Source organism: Kineococcus anabasis, from assembly GCF_054590795.1.
In genome coordinates, this window is sequence record NZ_BAAIHU010000002.1 from 316849 (window position 1) to 332995 (window position 16147).

The window sequence follows — 16147 nt, forward strand, 5'->3', positions numbered from 1 at the left end:
GTGCACTAGTGCGCCACGCCCCTGATCGGCTCGAACCGTTGTGCCGCAACCCTGTACGCCGTACGTTCCGGGCGAGGTGGAGGGCGCCGGCGGGCGGCGCCGGGGGAGGGGGGGACCGTGGACGGTCGGGACGTGCTCGTCCAGGGCGCGGGCGTCGCGGGGTGCGTGCTCGCCCACTGGCTGCGGCGTGCGGGATGGCGGCCGGTGCTGGTGGAGCGGGCTGCGGCGCTGCGCGACTCCGGGCAGACGGTGGACCTGCGCGGCGCCGCGCGGGAGGTGGTGCGCCGCACCGGCGTGCTGGAGGAGGTGCGGGAGGTGCGCTCCCGGGAGCGCGGCATCGCGTGGGTGGACACCACCGGCAGACGCCTGGCGCAGCTCCCGGCCGACGCCTTCGGCGGGGAGGGGATCGTCTCGGAGCTGGAGGTCCAGCGCGGCGACCTGGTGCGGATCCTGTCGGCGGCCGCCGGGGAGGGCGTCGAGAGGTCGTTCGGGAACTCCGCCGTGTCCCTGGCGGAGGACGCGGACGGGGTGGACGTGGGTTTCGCCGACGGGTCCTCCCGGCGCTTCGACCTCGTCGTCGGTGCCGACGGGGTCCGCTCCGGGGTGCGGGCGCTGGCCTTCCCCGGCGCGGGCCGGGTGCACCGACTGGGGTGCGTGGTGGGTTTCGCGGACGTCCCCGACCGCTACGACCTCGACGGGTGGATGCTCATGCACAACGAGCCGGGCACCGTCCTGGCCCTGCGCCCGGGCCGCGAGCACGGCCGGGTCCAGGCGCTGTTCGGTGCCGCCGCCACGGCGGAGGCCGCGCGGGAGGCCGCCGGGGACCCGCTCGGCTGGGTGCGCGGCAGGTTCGCCGGAGCGGGCTGGGTGACGGCGCAGGTCCTGGTGGACCTGGCGGAGCGCGCCCGGGCGGGGGAGGGCGGCCCGCCCGCGGACCTGCTGTACCTGGACGACGCGGCGCAGGTGCGCATGCCCCGGTGGTCGACGCGCCGGGTCGTGCTGGTCGGCGACGCCGCCGCCTGCCCGTCGCCCCTGACGGGCCTGGGCACGAGCGTCGCGGTCGTCGGGGCGTACGTGCTCGCCGCCTGCCTGGCCGCCTCGCCGGGCGACCCGGTCGCGGCGCTGCGCGACTACGAGGCGCGTGTGCGCCCCTTCGCGGACCGTGCGCAGCACCTGCCTCCCGGGGGCGTGCGCGGGTTCGTCCCGCGCACGCGCTGGGAGATCGCCCTGCGCGCCGCCGCGGTGCGCGGGATGACGCGCTGGCCCCTGCGGAGCCTGTCCGCCCGCCAGTTCGCCAAGGCCGGCGGCGTCGACCTGGAGGTGCCGCCGACCCCTCCGTTCGTACACCAGTTCGACGCCGGGAGCCGGGTCCGCTAGCGTCCCGGGCGCTGGGTGCGGTGCCGACGGAGGGGAAGCCCGAGGTGCCCGCACGCAGCGAGGGGGGCGTCGATGCGGCCGGTCGGCGTCCCCCGCCCCGTCCTCCCGGCGGTGCGGCCGCCGCTCCACAGCCGGTCCACAGCGCACACCTGGGTCCACCCCAGGTGCGGGGGCGATACCTGGAGCACCGGCCGCCCGGGGTGGCCGGACGGGGAGGGCCCGGTGCGGGCGCCGCCCGGTGGCGGTGCACGCGGACGGGTGCCTCCGGGCGGCCCGGGTGAGGAGGCAGGGGTGCGGGAACGGCCGGACGGAGCGGGGCGCGGGTACTGCCACGACCACGGGTTCGGCCCGGGTCCCGGGACCCACGGGTTCGGCCCGGGCTTCGACGACCCGGGGCACGCCGCCGCCTGGCCGCTGCTCGCGGTGCTGCTGGGCCTGGCGCTGCTGGCGGTCGTGCTCGCCTCCGTCGTCGCGCACCGCCGCGGCGTCGACGTGCGCGCCTGGCTCGCCGGGATCCTGCGGCGCGTGCGCGAGGCCGTGGCGGGCCCGCGGCCGACGGCCCCCGCCGCGGCGGCCGTCCTGCCGGTGCACCCCCGCGTCGACCTCGGCGCGCTCGGCTCCCACCCACCGGTGGTGCGGGAGCGCTTCGCGCGGCTGGCCGCCCTGGTGGAGGAGCTGCAGACCCACCTCGACACGGGCGGGCGGCCGGCCGACGCCCTGCACCAGCACCGCCTGACGGCGCTGCGCCAGGGGCTGCAGGAGCTCGCGGACACCCTGGGCGGGCTGCCGCCGGACGTGGCGCAGGCCCCCGCCCGGCACGGCGGCCCCTCACCGCTGGAGGCGGCCGCGGGCACCGTGGCGCTGCTGGAGGCCGAGGCGCTCGCGCTGCGCGGGGACGTCCACGCGCTCACCGTCTCCCGCCTGCAGCAGCAGCACCGCTTCGCCGTGGCCAAGTACGGGCGCACCGGCTCCGCCCTCGACCTCTGAACCCCGGGAGGCGCGGGCGGGTTCCTCAGAGCCGGGAGAGCCGGTACCGCAGCGACTCCAGCTCGTCGTGGACCTCCTCCGGAACCCGCGGGGCGAAACCCTCCAGCCAGCGCTCGGTCGCGTCGCACTCGGCGCGCCAGGCGTCCCCGTCCACGGCGAACAGCTCCCGCAGCGCGGCCGGGGGGAGGTCCAGCCCGTCCACGTCCAGCGCGCCGGCGGCGGGAACCCAGCCCGCGGGGGAGGGGGCCGCCGCCGCGGTGCCCTCCAGGCGCCCGCAGATCCACGCGAGGACCCGGATGTTCTCCCCGAAACCCGGCCACAGGAAACCCCCGTCCGCGTCGCGGCGGAACCAGTTCACCGCGAAGAACCGCGGGCGCGTCGCGGCGGGCAGGGAGCGGCCCACCGCCAGCCAGTGCCGCCAGTGGTCCGCGGCGTGGTAGCCGGTGAACGGCGCCATGGCGAACGGGTCGCGGCGCAGCTCCCCGACGGTCCCCTCGGCCGCGGCGGTGCGCTCGGAGGCCGTCGTGGCGCCGAGGAACACCCCGTGCTCCCAGCTCAGCGCCTCCGCGACGAGCGGGACGTTCGTGGCGCGCCGCCCGCCGAGGAGGACCGCGTCCAGCGGGACCCCGCGCGGGTCGTCCCAGTCGGGGGCCATCGTCGGGCACTGCGAGACGGGCACGGTGAAACGGGCGTTGGGGTGCGCCGCGGGGGTTCCGGAGGCGGGCGTCCAGTCCTCACCCCGCCAGTCGGTCAGGTGCGCGGGAGGCTCCGCGGTGAGGCCCTCCCACCACACGTCGCCGTCGTCGGTGAGGGCGACGTTCGTGAAGACGGTGTTGCCGCGCAGCATCTCCACGGCCGCGGGGTTCGTGGCGGGGCCGGTTCCCGGTGCCACGCCGAAGAAACCCGTCTCCGGGTTCACCGCCCACAGCCGCCCGTCCGCACCGGGGCGCATCCACGTGATGTCGTCGCCGATCGTCTCCACCCGCCAGCCGGGCAGGGCCGGGCGCAGCATCGCGAGGTTCGTCTTCCCGCACGCCGACGGGAACGCCGCCGCGACGTGGAACGCGCGCCCGGCGGGGGAGGTGAGGCGGACCAGGAGCATGTGCTCGGCCAGCCAGCCGGAGTCGCGGGCCACGACCGAGGCGATGCGCAGGCCCAGGCACTTCTTGCCGAGCAGGGCGTTGCCGCCGTACCCGGACCCGAACGACCACACCTCCCGCGTCTCGGGGAAGTGGGCGACGTACTTGGCGTCGTTGCACGGCCACGCCACGTCCGGGCGCGCCCTGCCCAGCACGTCGACGAGGGGGTGGCCGACGCTGTGCACGGCCGGGGCGAAGGGCTCCCCGGCGTCGAGGAGGTCGAGCGCCTCCTTCCCCACCCGCGTCATGACGCGCATGCCGACGACGACGTAAGGGGAGTCGGTGAGCTGCACGCCGACCTGGGAGAGCGGGCTGCCGGGGCTGCCGAGGCAGAACGGGACGACGTACATCGTGCGCCCGCGCATGCAGCCCTCGAACACGCCCGCGAGTTCCTCGCGCAGCGCGGTGGGCTCGCGCCAGTTGTTCAGCGGGCCCGCGTCCTCCTGCCGGGCGCAGGCGATGAACGTCCTGCCCTCCAGCCGGGCGACGTCCCCGGGGTCGGTGCGGGCGAGGAAGCTGTTCGGCCGCTTGGCCGGGTCGAGGCGGATCAGCGTGCCGGCGTCGACCATCTCGTCGGTGAGGCGGTCGGCCTCCTCCTGGGAGCCGTCGCACCAGAGGACCCGGTCGGGCCGGGTGAGCGCGACGACCTCCTGTACCCAGGCCTGCAGGAGGGGGTTGCGGGTGGGAGTGGCGGTCAGTTCCAGGGTCCCGGTCGGGTGTGCGGTGGTGGTCACGGCTCGGCTCCTCGGGGAAATGGTGGCTGTGGGCCCATCCTGGTCACCATGGGGCCGACTTGCAGGCGTTGAACCCAGGCAAGAATCGAGGATCTTGTCGTCTGGTCAACGATGCGGGGGATTGTGGTGGTGCGCGCCACCAGCAGGGGCGATCCGCTCCCGGGGACCTCCGTATGCTCCGGCGCACGCGACCCGACCCCCCGGAGAGCACGTGAGCCCGCCAGGCAGCGCCCGCACCACGCCACCGGGCCCCGGCACGCCACCGTGGCCGGGCCCCGCGGCGGGCGGTCCCCCGCCGGGCGACCTCGACGGCTCCCGCGAGGAGGGCCTGCACCTCGCCGTGCAGGCCGCCGCCGACCTGCTCGACGCCGCGGTCCTCGTCACCTCCCCGCAGGGCCACGTCCTCGCCGGCGCCGCACCCCGCGGGCGGGCGCACGGGCCCACCGTGCCGCGGGTGCCCGGTGTCCCGCTGCGGCACGCCGGCCTCGACGTCGGGGAGCTGCGGTGCTCCGTCCCGCTGGACGCCGAGGACCCCGCCGTCGGCGTCGCCGCCCGCGCCCTCGCCCGCGAGGTGGCGGTCCTCACCGAGCCGGTGCACGCGGACCGGTCGCGCCGCAGCGAGATCCTGCTGCTGCTGCTGGCGCGGCAGGCCCCGCCCGCGCTCGCCGCGGAGCTCCTCGGCCTGCGCGCGGACGCCGACGCCGTCGTCTGCGCGGTCCGGTTCCCGGCGGGACCGGCGGAGCGGGCCGCGGAACTCGTGCAGGGCAGGGCCCGCACCCTGCTGCCGGCCGCCACGTGGGCCCGCGACGGGCAGCACGGCTACCTCCTGCTGCCGGGGGAGGACGTGCCGGGCGTGGCCGCCTTCGCGCGGGCGGTGTCGCAGGAGGCGCACGCGCGGGGAACGGAGCTCCTCCTCGGCGTCGGCGGTGCGGGCCCGGCCCCCGGTTCCGCGGACCAGGCCCGCACCGCCCTGCGCGTCCTCGCCGCCCGCGGCGCGCGCCACGGGGTCGCCGTCCACGACGAGCTGCGCGAGGCCGTGGCGCTGCAGCGGGTCGGGGACGCGTTGACCCGCCACGGCCTCCCCGGCGGCGCCCTGCCCGCGGTGGCCGAGCACGACCGCCGGCACGGCACCGCGTACCTGCCGACCCTGCGGGCGTGGTTCGACGCGGCAGGTGACGTCCGTGCCGCCGCCGCGGCCGTCCGCGTCCACCCGAACTCGCTGCGGCACCGCGTGCGCCGCGCCGTGGAGCTCTTCGGCCTCGACCTCGACGACCCCGACTCCCGCCTGGCGCTGGAGGTGGCGGTGCGCGCGTGGCGGCGGCCGTGAGCGGCGCCCGCCTCGGAGACCTCCTCGCGGCGCTGGAACCCTCGCCGCTGTGGCTGCTGCACGGGCCCGCCGACACCGGCCGGCCCCTCGGGCGGGTGCTGCTCCTGGACGCGACCGGCCCGCGCGGACCCGCGGAGGTGGCAGCCGGCGACGTGGTCCTGCTGCCCGGTGTGCGCGCCGACACCCCCGACGGCACCGGCGTCCTCGACGGGTGCCGGGCCGCGGGGGCCGCCGCGCTCGTCCTGCGCACCGAGGCCCCCGACGGCCCGCCCGGCACCCCGCCCGCCGACGTCCCGCCCGCCGACGTCCCGCCCGGCCGGGCCGGCGCGGCCGTTCTGCTGAGCCCGCCCGCGCTGGGCTGGGACACCGTGCTGGCCCTGGTGCAGGCCGCCGCACGCGTCGCCGGGACCCGCCCGCGCCCCCCGCACCCGTCCCCGGCCGCGCACCACGTCGCCGCGTGGCTGGCCCGCGCGTGCGGGTCCCCCGTCCTCGTCACCTCGCGGGAGGGCCGGCCGGCGGGGGCGTCGGCCGGCTGGGACGGGCCGCGCCCCGACGACGTCGTGGTGCCCGTGGAGGTGTCGGGGGAGCCGTGCGGGGAACTGCGGATCGCCACGGGCGGCCGGCCCCTCGACGACCCCGGGCGCCGCCACGCCGACGCCGCCGCCGCGGCCGCGGCCCTCTCGTCGATGCTGGCCGCGGCGGCCGCGCAGCGGGAACGCGCCCGCCGGCACGGCCTCGTCGCGCAGCTGTTCGGAGGGGACGGCGCCGCGCCCGTGTGGGCGGCGCACCTCGCCGGCGGGCACGCCCGCTCCCTCGTCGCCGCCCTCGGTCCCACCGGCTCCCCGGTGCCGCGGGAGGTGCGGGCCGCGGGGGACCTCGTGCGGCTGTGGCTGGCCGGGACGTTCCCCACCGCCGTGTACGCCGCCCGGGGCGGCACCGGGTACGCAATCCTGCCCGGTGCGGACCCCCACGCCGCACGCGTTGCGCTGGAGGAGATGTGCCGCGCGGTCCGGCGGCGGACGGGCGTGCTCCTGCTGGCCGGCCTCGGGGATGCCGTCGAGCGGCCCGAGCACCTGCCGCACGCACGCGCCACGGCCGAGGAGGCGCTGCGGCTGCTGGCCGATCCTCTCCTCACGCCCCGGCGCGGCGGCGGACCGGCCCGCGGGGAGGGCCCGCTCGTCGCCGGGCTGGAGCACCTGTGGACCGCGCGGACCCTCGACGTGGCGCGCGGGGCGGTGGGGGCGGGCCCCTCGCTCGCGGACGACATCGCCGCGCACGACCGCGTCCACGGCACCGGCTACACCCGCACGCTGCGGGTCCACCTCCTCGACTGCGCCGGTTCCGCCGCCCGCACCGCGCGGGCCCTGGGGCTGCACGAGAACACCCTGCGCCACCGGCTGCGGCGCGCGCAGGAGCTGTTCGGGCTCGACCTCGCGGACCGCGACCGGTGCCTGGCCCTAGCGCTCCAGCTCCGCCTGCGCGTCGTGGAACCGGACGACACCGGGTCCCGGGACGGTGACGCCGCACCGAAGCGGCCGCCCGGGCCGGGTTCCTAGCCTCGGGGGATCCGACCCGAGGAGTTCCCCGTGCACCAGCCCGCGACGCCCACCCGCAGCGTCCCGCCACCGACCACCGCGCCCGCGGCCCCGGTCGCCACCGGCTGGGAGCGCGCCCTGCCCCGGTTCCGGTCCTACCCGACCCACCAGCAGCTCGTGGCGGACGTGCGGGCCGTCGCCGCGGAGCACCCCGGTCGCGCCGTCCTGCGGAGCCTCGGCTCCTCCCGGGAGGGCAGGGACATCCCGGTGCTCACCGTGGGGACCGGCGCGCGCGACGTCTTCGTGCTCGCTGGGCCACACCCGAACGAGCCGGTCGGTTTCCTCACCGCCGTCCAGCTGGTGCGGCTCGCCGCGACGGACCCCGGGCTCGCCGAGGAGCTCGACGTCACCTGGCACGTGGTCCCCTGCATGGACCCGGACGCGATGGTCCTCGGGCAGGGCTGGTACGGCCGGCCCCTCACCGTCGAGACGTACCACCGGCACTTCTACCGCCCGCGCTTCGCGGAGCAGGTGGAGTGGACGTTCCCGCACGAGGGCTGCGCGGGCGGGCCGCTGCCGGAGACGCTGCTGCTGGCCGCCCTCGTCGACGAGCTGCGCCCGGCGCTGGTGTGCTCGCTGCACAACGCCGACTTCTCCGGCGCGTTCACGCTCCTGACTCAGCCGCGCCCGGACCTGGCCCCCGCCCTGGAGCGGTCCCTCGGCGACCGCGGGCTGCCTCTGCAGGCCGCACCCGCCGACGGCGCCGGGGAACCCTGCGGCCGCGCCACGTTCCAGGCCCTGGCGCCCTCGCCGGCCGGTACGAGCAGCGTGCACCACGCCGCCCGGCACGGTGCGCTCGGCGTCGTGACGGAGGTGCCGCTGTGGAACGCCCCCGAGACCGGGGACGCCGGTTCCTGCGGGCAGCAGCACGGCCCGCTGCTGGAGGCCGCCGCCGGGCTCCTCGAGCGCGACGCGGCCCTGCTGGCGGAACTGCACGACGATGTGGCCCGCCTGGAGCCGGAGGGTTCCCCGCTGCTGCGCGCCGCGGAGGAGACGTCGCGGTCCGCCGGGTTCGCGCCGGGGGCCTACCGGCGCCTGGCCGCCTCGCCGGAGGGGGCGCGGGAGGCGAGCGTCGCCGAGCGGCACCAGCTCCTGACCACGCGGGACCAGTTGTTCCTGCGGGCCGCGGGCATGCTGCTGCGGGTCGCCGAGGGGGCCCGGCGGCGAGGGGTTCCCGGCGGGGAGGGCCCGGCGCGGCGACTCGACGGGGAACTGCGGACGCGCTCGGCCCGGCTCGAGGCGCTGGTCGGCCTCCCCGTCGAGCCCCGCGTCCTCGTCGCCGCGCAGCTCGCCGTGGGGTTCGCCGCGGCCCGCTCGCTGCGGGGCTGACGCGGGGCGGGGTGACCGGCGCGGCGCCGCCGGGCGCACGACGGCCCCGGAGCGCACCTGCGCTCCGGGGCCGTCGCGGTACCCGCCGTCGGGGACCCTCCGTCAGACGGGCCGCCTGGCGGGCCAGACGATCGCCGTGACCGGGTCGATCGCGTCGTCGCCGAGGTCGCGGGTGTAGTCCCCGCCCGCGGGCAGGACGCGCTGGTCGACGAGCGCCCGCGCCACCACCCGCGCCAGCTCCAGGGCGCCCCGCGCCTGGAAGTGGGTGTTGTCCACGACGCCGTTCGGGTAGTTCGGGGACTGCCCCGGGGCCAGGTGCAGGAAGTACCCCTTCGTGCCCTCCGGGCCGAGCGCGGTCCACATCGCGAGGCTGGCCGCGGTGAGGTCCACGACCGGCACGTCGAGCCTGCCGCCCAGGGCACGCATCGCCGCGGGGTGGTCCCCCAGGGTGGCGGTGGCGGTGGTCCCGGAGAACTGCCGGCGCTCCACCGACGTGACGAGCACGGGGTTGGCGCCCCTGGCCCGCGCCCCGTCGACGAACCTGCGCAGGTTCTCCTGGTACGTCGACCACGGCAGGGTGCCGCGGGTGGGGTCGTCCACCTTCTGGTCGTTGTGCCCGAAGGAGACGAGCAGGTAGTCGCCCGGCCTGATCTCACGCAGGATCCGGTCCAGCAGGCCGACGTCGAGGTAGCTCTTCGTGCTGGCGCCGGAGAGGGCGTAGTCGACCACCCTGGCGTTCTCCGTGGTGAACCGGCTCAGGGCCTGGCCCCACCCGGCGCGCGGTGCCGCGGCCCCTCGGTAGCCTGGTTGCCCCGCCGAACGGTCCGTCACCCCGCCGTCCAGCCCGGCTCCCCGCCCCGCCGGGCGCCCTCCCGAGGAGCCCGCCTCCGCATGTCCTCGTGCCCGCCTGCCTCGCAGCCCGTTCCCGACCCCTCCACCGCCGCGGCGCACCCCGGGGCCCCCCTCCCGCAGGCCCCCGCCCCCGCCGTGGCCGCACCCCGCCCCGGGACGGTGGGCCTGGTGGTGCTGCTGGGCTCCCTCACCGCGCTCGGGGCGGTCAACACCGACCTGTACCTGCCGTCGCTGCCGCAGGTGGCGCGCGACCTGTCCGGCTCCGCGGCCTCGGCGCAGCTGACCATCACGAGCGTCCTGATCGGCATGGCGCTCGGGCAGCTCGTCGTCGGCCCGGCCGGTGACCGCTTCGGGCGCCGCCCGCCGGTGGTCGTGGGCCTGGTCGTGTTCGTGGTGGCGTCGCTGCTGTGCCTGGTGGCCCCCAGCCTGCCCGTGCTGGTGGCGCTGCGCTTCCTGCAGGGCGTGGGGGTCTCCGCCGGTGCGGTGACCGGCATGGCGGTCGTGCGGGACCTGTTCACGGGGGCCGTCGCGTCGCGGATGATGTCGCGCCTGGTGCTGGTCATCGGGGTGGCGCCGCTGTTCGCGCCCACGGTGGGCGGGGCGCTGGCCGCCGTGGCGGGGTGGCGGTCGGTCTTCGCGCTGCTGGCTGCGGCGGGGGTGGTGCTGCTCCTCGCGGTCCGCCGCCGCCTGCCCGAGACGCGGCCGCCCGCGGGGGCGGGTGCGGCGGGGGGCCACCGGCTGCGGGCGGCGTTCACCTCCTACGGCAGGTTGCTGCGCGACACCCGGTTCGTGCCGTTCGCCCTCATGCCGGGGCTCTTCATGGCGGTCATCGTCAGCTACGTCGCGGTGTCGCCGTTCGTGCTGCAGGAGGTGCACGGCCTGTCGCCGACGGAGTTCGCCCTGGTGTTCGCCCTCAACGGCGTCGCGCTCGTCGGCGGGGCGCAGGTCAACGCGGCGCTCGTCCCGCGGTTCAGCCCGCTGGCGCTCGTGCGGGTGGCCGTCCCCGCGACCGTGGTGCTCTCGGGGGTGCTGCTGGTGGTGGTGCTGACGGGGGCGGGCGGCCTGCCCGGCCTGCTCGTGCCGCTGTGGCTGCTGCTGGGCTGTGGTGGGCTGGTGCCGCCGAACGCCGTGACCCTGGCGCTGGCCGAGCACGGTGAGCGGGCCGGTGCGGCGTCGGCCCTCGTCACCGCCACACAGTCCGGCCTCGGCGGCGGGGTGGGGATCCTCGCGGGCGTGCTCGGCGGGGACGCACCCGCGATGGCCACGGTGATGCTCGGGGCGACGGGCGCCTCGGCGGTGCTGCTGGCCCTCGGGCTCCTGGCGCGCAGAGGACGTCCCGGGGTGGTGTGAGGGCGGGAGGACAGCGGCGTCGCCCAGGTCTTGTGGCGCCGCGTACTTATCGTCATGGCATTAGTCCGTACGGGTGATAGCCCGGTCGGGAGATCCGGGGCCGGGTGGTCCGGGCACTGGTCATTCCGAACGGGGGGACTGGTCAGGGGGGCGGGTGGCCCACGGCCCGAACCTGCTCCGCATCTGTTCCGCCGAGGCGCTCGCACGGCCTGTTGTCACTGTGCGTATCCGTCGCGGAGCATGACGTCACGACTTGTCGCAGCGATGCAGCGGGCGTTGCGCGCAAGGGGTGTTGCCGCCATCGGAGGCACTAGCCCGCTGTAGTCATGTGCAACTTTCAACGAGTTCCTACCTTCCTCCTCGTACCCCTGAGGGCATCGCCCGACATCGAGGAGACCCATGATCAGCAGGCCCGCGCCCGGCGCCCCGGCTCGCACCTCCCGCTCCCGTCGCACCCTCGCCGGCGTCGTCTGCCTGTCGACCGTGCTCGCCCCGTCCCTCACCACCCTGACCGCGACGACGGCGTCGGCGGCCAGCGCGAGCTCGGCGGTGTTCTCCGGCGGCACCGGCACCGTGAGCGCCGGCGGCACCCTCTACGCGAAGCAGGGCGCGGCCCTGACCCTCACCGTCGTCACCTCCAGCGACACCAAGTGCGTCGCGGTCACCGGCGCCGCAACCCTCCCGCGGCAGACGTCCAACACCGCGAAGTCCAGTTGGACGTTCACGACGACGGCCCCCGCCGGGAACGGTGTGCAGGCCTTCACCGTCGCCGCCTCCGCGGACTTCAACAAGAATGGCGAGTGCACCGGCAGGACGGGCTCCCTCCAGGCGTCGTACACGCTCGACAACACCGGGCCGGTCGTGTCCGCAGCTCTCACCTCCGCCCCCAACGGCGCGGGCTGGAACAACTCCGACGTCTCCGTGGCGTGGACCGCCACCGACGCGGGTTCCGGTATCTCGGCCTCGCAGCCCTTCAAGACCGGCTCGGTGACCAGCAACGGCATCGTCACCCTCAGCGCCCCCGCGCAGTCCGACCGGCTCGGCAACACCGGCGCCGCCGGTTCCGTGACCGTGCGCGTCGACAAAGCCTCGCCGACGATCAGCTCGACGCAGGTCAAGAACGCCGACGGCACCACGACCGTCACGTTCACCTGCGACGACTCCAGCTCCGGCGGTCACGAGTCCTCCGGCATCGCCGCCTGCGTCGTCGAGGGCACGAACTCCAACACGATCACGTTCTCGGGAGGCAGGACCGTCTACGGCGTCGCCACCGACAGGGCCGGCAACACGACGCGCAGCGCCCCGGTCGAGGTCAAGAGCGACTCGACGCCGCCGGTCCTCGCCGGCGTCCCGCAGGACGTCCCGGCGTCGGGCTGGTACAAGGACGACGTCACGGTCAGGTGGTCCGCCAGCGACCCCGAGTCCGGCGTTCCCACCGCGCCCGCCGACACCAAGATCACTGGCGAGGGCTCCGGCCTCGTCAGCACCCAGACCGTGAGGAACGGTGCGGGCCTGGAGACCACCGCCCAGAGCAGCCCCGCCGTCAGCATCGACCGCACGGCTCCCAGCACCGGCATCGACGGTGCGCCGAACGCCTGGGTCAACGGCCAGGTCAACATCACGCTGAAGCCGGCGGACAACCTCTCCGGCGTCGCCTCGACCACGTACTCCGTGAACGGCGGCGCCCAGCGGACGGGCACCACCCTCTCCCTCTCCGCCGAGGGCGAGCACAAGGTCACGTACTCCAGCACCGACAAGGCCGGCAACGTCGAGGCCGCTCAGACCGCCACGGTCCGCATCGACACGTCCGCCCCCACCATCGAGCACCGCTTCACCGCCCCCACGGGCCACACGGCCGGTACGTGGACCAACCAGGACGTCACCGTCACCTTCGACGGCGCGGACACCGGCGGCTCGGGCCTCGCGTCGGTCACCGGTCCGGTCACCACCACCACCGAGGGCGAGCACGACGTCGTCGGTACCGCCACCGACAACGCCGGGAACTCCGCCACCAGCACCGCCCGCGTGCACATCGACAAGAGCGCCCCCGTCGTCACCGCCACGGCGGACCGCGCTCCGAACTCCGCGAAGTGGTACGACGACGACGTCACCGTCTCCTTCTCCGCCACCGACGCGCTGTCGGGCGTCAAGAGCACCGACCCCGCCAAGGTGCTCGGTGAGGGGGACAGCCAGTCCGCGACCGGGGGTGCCATCGACACCGCCGGCAACGCCGGCAGCGCGAGCGTCACCGGTATCAAGGTCGACAAGACGGCCCCCGCGCTCGAGGGCTCCTTCGCCGCCGGCTGGAGCAAGGGCGACGTCACGGTCAGGTGGACCGCGTCGGACGTGCTGTCCGGCCTCGCGGCCGGCGTCCCCGCGCCGAGCGTGGTCGCGGGCGAGGGTGCGAACCTCACCGCCACCGCCTCCGTCACCGACAAGGCGGGCAACGCCACGACGAAGACCGTCTCGGGGATCCAGATCGACCGCACCGCTCCGACCACGACGTCGAACGTTCCGGCTGCCCCCGAGCGCGGCTGGTACGGCAGCCCGGTCGAGGTCACCCTGACCGGCAGCGACAACCTCTCCGGCGCCACGACGTACTACACCGTCGACGGTGGGGCGCAGCAGACGTACACCAAGCCGCTCAGCGTCTCCGGTGACGGCACCCACACCATCCGCTTCCACAGCGTGGACGGCGCGGGCAACGTCGAGCAGGCCGGCGCGCCGCTGGTCGTCCAGATCGACGGCACCGCCCCGGTGACCAAGCTCATCGACCCGATCTCCCCGGACTCCGGCTGGTTCGTCACCAGTGGCATCCCCGTCGCGTTCGACGCCAGCGACGCCACCTCCGGTCTCGCGGCGACGTACTACTCGATCGACGGTGGCGCGGCCCTCACCTACGGCAAGGCCTTCACCGAGGACCTGTCCACCGGCAAGCACACGCTCACCTACTGGAGCGTCGACGCCGCCGGCAACGCCGAGGCCAAGCGCACGATCGACCTGAACGTCGACACGATCGCGCCGACCATCACCGGCAAGCAGAGCCCGGCCGCGAACAGTGCCGGCTGGAACAACACCGACGTCGACGTGACGTTCAGCTGCACCGACGAGGACTCCGGTGTCGGCGGTGTCGCCGGCTGCGCCGGCGACACCAAGCTGACCAACGAGGGAGGCGGTCAGGAGGTCGCGGGCGACGCGGTCGACGTGGCCGGCAACAAGAGCTCGAAGGTCTACGGCCCGGTCAGCATCGACAAGACCAAGCCGACCCTCTGGGGTGCCGCCACCACCAACCCCAACGCCGCCGACTGGTACAGGGGCGACGTCACGGTGAAGTGGAACGGCTTCGACGGCCTCTCGGGCATCGACGCCGCCACCCAGCCCGCGAACTCGGTCATCACCGGCGAGGGCGACAACCTGAGCGCCGGCCCGGTGACCGTCAAGGACGAGGCGGGCAACGTCTCCGACGCGGCCTCGGTGTCCGGCATCAAGATCGACCGCACCGCCCCGACCATCTCGGGCGCCACGGTCGACGACGGCGGCACGGCGCGCGCCGCCAACGCCGACAAGTGGTTCAACAGCGCGGTCCGCGTGCGCTTCACCGCGACGGACGGCCTGTCCGGCATCCAGGACCGGCCGAGCGACGTCGTCCTCGACGGGAACGGCGCCAACCAGTCCGCCACGGGCCGCACCACCGACACGGCCGACAACGTCGCCAGCACCACGGTGACCGGCATCAACATCGACGCCGCGGCGCCGGTGTCCGAGGCCGACCTCCGGTGCGAGGGCAAGAACGGGTACTGCCGCGGCGCCAAGGCCACGGTCGTCCTCACGGCCGAGGACCAGTCGGGTCTGTCCGGGGTCAGGGAACTCCGCTACAGCACCGACGCCGGCAAGACCTGGACGACGGCGCCGGGCGCCACGGCGACCGTCGACATCACCCTCAACGGCTCCGGCAAGGCGGGCCTGCAGTACCGCGCCGTCGACAAAGCCGGCAACATCGAGACGCTCAACGCGGTCGAGATCAAGCACGACACGATCGCCCCGACCCTCACCCACAAGCTCAGCCCGGCCGCCAACGCCGCGGGCTGGAACAAGGCCGACACCACCGTCACCTTCACCGCCGAGGACGACAGCGACGGCTCCGGCGTCGACACCGCCACGGTGACCAAGCCGCTCACGGTGAGCGCGGAGACCGCCGGCCAGCTCGTCAACGGCGAGGCGTTCGACCTCGCCGGCAACCGCGGTACCGACTCCGCGACCGTCAAGCTCGACAAGACCGCTCCCGCCATCACGGGGGCCGCTACGGGCACCAAGGGCGCCAACGGCTGGTACACCGGCCCGGTCACGGTGGACTTCACCTGCACCGACACCCTCTCCAAGGTCGCCAGCTGCACCGCCCAGCAGAAGGTCACCTCCGACGGCGCCGGCCAGTCCGTGACCGGCAAGGCCGTGGATGCGGCCGACAACGAGGCCAGCGCGCCCGTCGGCGGCATCAACATCGACAGCGTCGAGCCGACGATCACGGTCAACGGCCTCAAGGCGATCTACACCCTCGGTGAGACCGCCAGCCTGGCCTGCACCGCGACCGACGCAACCTCCGGGGTCGACGCGAACGGCTGCAAGATCACGGTCACCGGCGGCACCGCGGCCGGGGTCGGTGGCTTCACCTGGATCGCGACGGCGAAGGACGAGGCCGGCAACACCACGACCCGGTCCGGCACCTACAAGGTGGTCTACGGCTGGACCGGCTTCCTGCAGCCGATCAACGACACCGCCCACCAGGTCGGCGTCTCCACGAGCATCTTCAAGGGCGGCAGCACCGTCCCCGCGAAGTTCCAGCTCAGGGACGCCAAGGGCACGGTCGTGCAGGCCGCCGCCGCTCCGCAGTGGCTGATCCCCGCCAGGAGCACCGGGACCATGGCGGCGGTCGACGAGCCGGTGTACTCGGACGCGCCGACGACCGGTTCCACCTACCGCTACGACGCCACCGCCGGCCAGTACGTCTACAACTGGTCCACCAAGGGCTCGGCCACCGGCTTCTACCACCGGATCGGCGTCAGGCTCGACGACGGCCAGACCTACTACGTGAACATCGGCCTCCGCTGATCACGAGGTAGCTGCACCACCCCGCGCCACAGCACGAGGCCCCGTCCGGCACCGCCGGGCGGGGCCTCCGTGCGTCCGGGGGCGGCAAGCCGGCCCAGGCCCGGGCCCGCGGCCCCGTCCCGCCGCCCCGCCGGCCGGTAACCGCTTGCGCACACCCGCCGAGGCGGTACTGCTGCGCCGGGGCAACGACTCGGTCACGGTCCGGTCACCGTTCGTGTCGCGAAGAGCGGGGAGGTTCTCCATGCTGCTGGGGTGACAGATCATGGCAAGAGGGGCGCTCGAAGGGGAGTGCTGAAGGTGTTAGCGTCCTCCGCACCAACAGGAGGAAAACGTCCTGCCGTGGACGTCCCC

The 16147-nt window shown here is 75.6% G+C and carries 9 protein-coding genes; 7 read left to right on the forward strand and 2 right to left on the reverse strand.

All coding sequences use genetic code 11. From position 1 onward, the window contains the following. Positions 1-117 precede the first annotated feature (117 nt). Positions 118-1377 (forward strand): FAD-dependent monooxygenase, encoded by a 1260-nt coding sequence (locus tag ACYQBY_RS04925; RefSeq protein ID WP_459642710.1) that lies wholly within the window; start codon positions 118-120, stop codon positions 1375-1377. A 291-nt stretch (positions 1378-1668) separates the two neighbouring features. Further along, positions 1669-2364, forward strand: a complete 696-nt coding sequence (locus tag ACYQBY_RS04930) for a hypothetical protein (protein WP_459642711.1) — start codon at positions 1669-1671, stop codon at positions 2362-2364. Between the two features lie 25 nt (positions 2365-2389). Here the strand turns inward: ACYQBY_RS04930 and ACYQBY_RS04935 are convergent, their stop codons facing one another. Continuing rightward, complete coding sequence (locus ACYQBY_RS04935; protein ID WP_459642712.1) at positions 2390-4237, reverse strand: phosphoenolpyruvate carboxykinase (GTP); 1848 nt, start codon at positions 4235-4237, stop codon at positions 2390-2392. A gap of 211 nt (positions 4238-4448) precedes the next feature. On the opposite strand from ACYQBY_RS04935, the gene ACYQBY_RS04940 reads away from it, so the two are divergent. The 3 genes from ACYQBY_RS04940 to ACYQBY_RS04950 are packed head-to-tail and all read left to right on the forward strand — an operon-like array spanning position 4449 to position 8488. Next, positions 4449-5564 carry a PucR family transcriptional regulator gene (locus ACYQBY_RS04940; RefSeq protein WP_459642713.1) on the forward strand — a complete coding sequence of 372 codons (1116 nt, stop codon included), beginning with the start codon at positions 4449-4451 and terminating at the stop codon, positions 5562-5564. Further along, entirely contained in the window at positions 5561-7120 is a 1560-nt protein-coding gene (locus tag ACYQBY_RS04945; RefSeq protein WP_459642714.1) for a PucR family transcriptional regulator, read from the forward strand. The genes ACYQBY_RS04940 and ACYQBY_RS04945 overlap by 4 nt, the downstream gene beginning before the upstream one ends. Before the next feature lie 30 nt (positions 7121-7150). Continuing rightward, on the forward strand, positions 7151-8488 hold the full coding sequence (locus ACYQBY_RS04950; protein ID WP_459642715.1) for a M14 family zinc carboxypeptidase: 1338 nt from the start codon (positions 7151-7153) through the stop codon (positions 8486-8488). A gap of 102 nt (positions 8489-8590) precedes the next feature. Here the strand turns inward: ACYQBY_RS04950 and ACYQBY_RS04955 are convergent, their stop codons facing one another. Next, a complete protein-coding gene (locus ACYQBY_RS04955) occupies positions 8591-9217 on the reverse strand; it encodes a rhamnogalacturonan acetylesterase (RefSeq protein WP_459642716.1) in 627 nt (208 codons plus the stop codon). A gap of 162 nt (positions 9218-9379) precedes the next feature. Between ACYQBY_RS04955 and ACYQBY_RS04960 the strand changes: the two genes are divergently transcribed. Further along, positions 9380-10690, forward strand: a complete 1311-nt coding sequence (locus ACYQBY_RS04960) for a multidrug effflux MFS transporter (protein ID WP_459642717.1) — start codon at positions 9380-9382, stop codon at positions 10688-10690. Positions 10691-11089: 399 nt separating this feature from the next. Then, positions 11090-15796 (forward strand): OmpL47-type beta-barrel domain-containing protein, encoded by a 4707-nt coding sequence (locus ACYQBY_RS04965; protein WP_459642718.1) that lies wholly within the window; start codon positions 11090-11092, stop codon positions 15794-15796. The last annotated feature ends 351 nt before the right edge of the window (positions 15797-16147 follow it).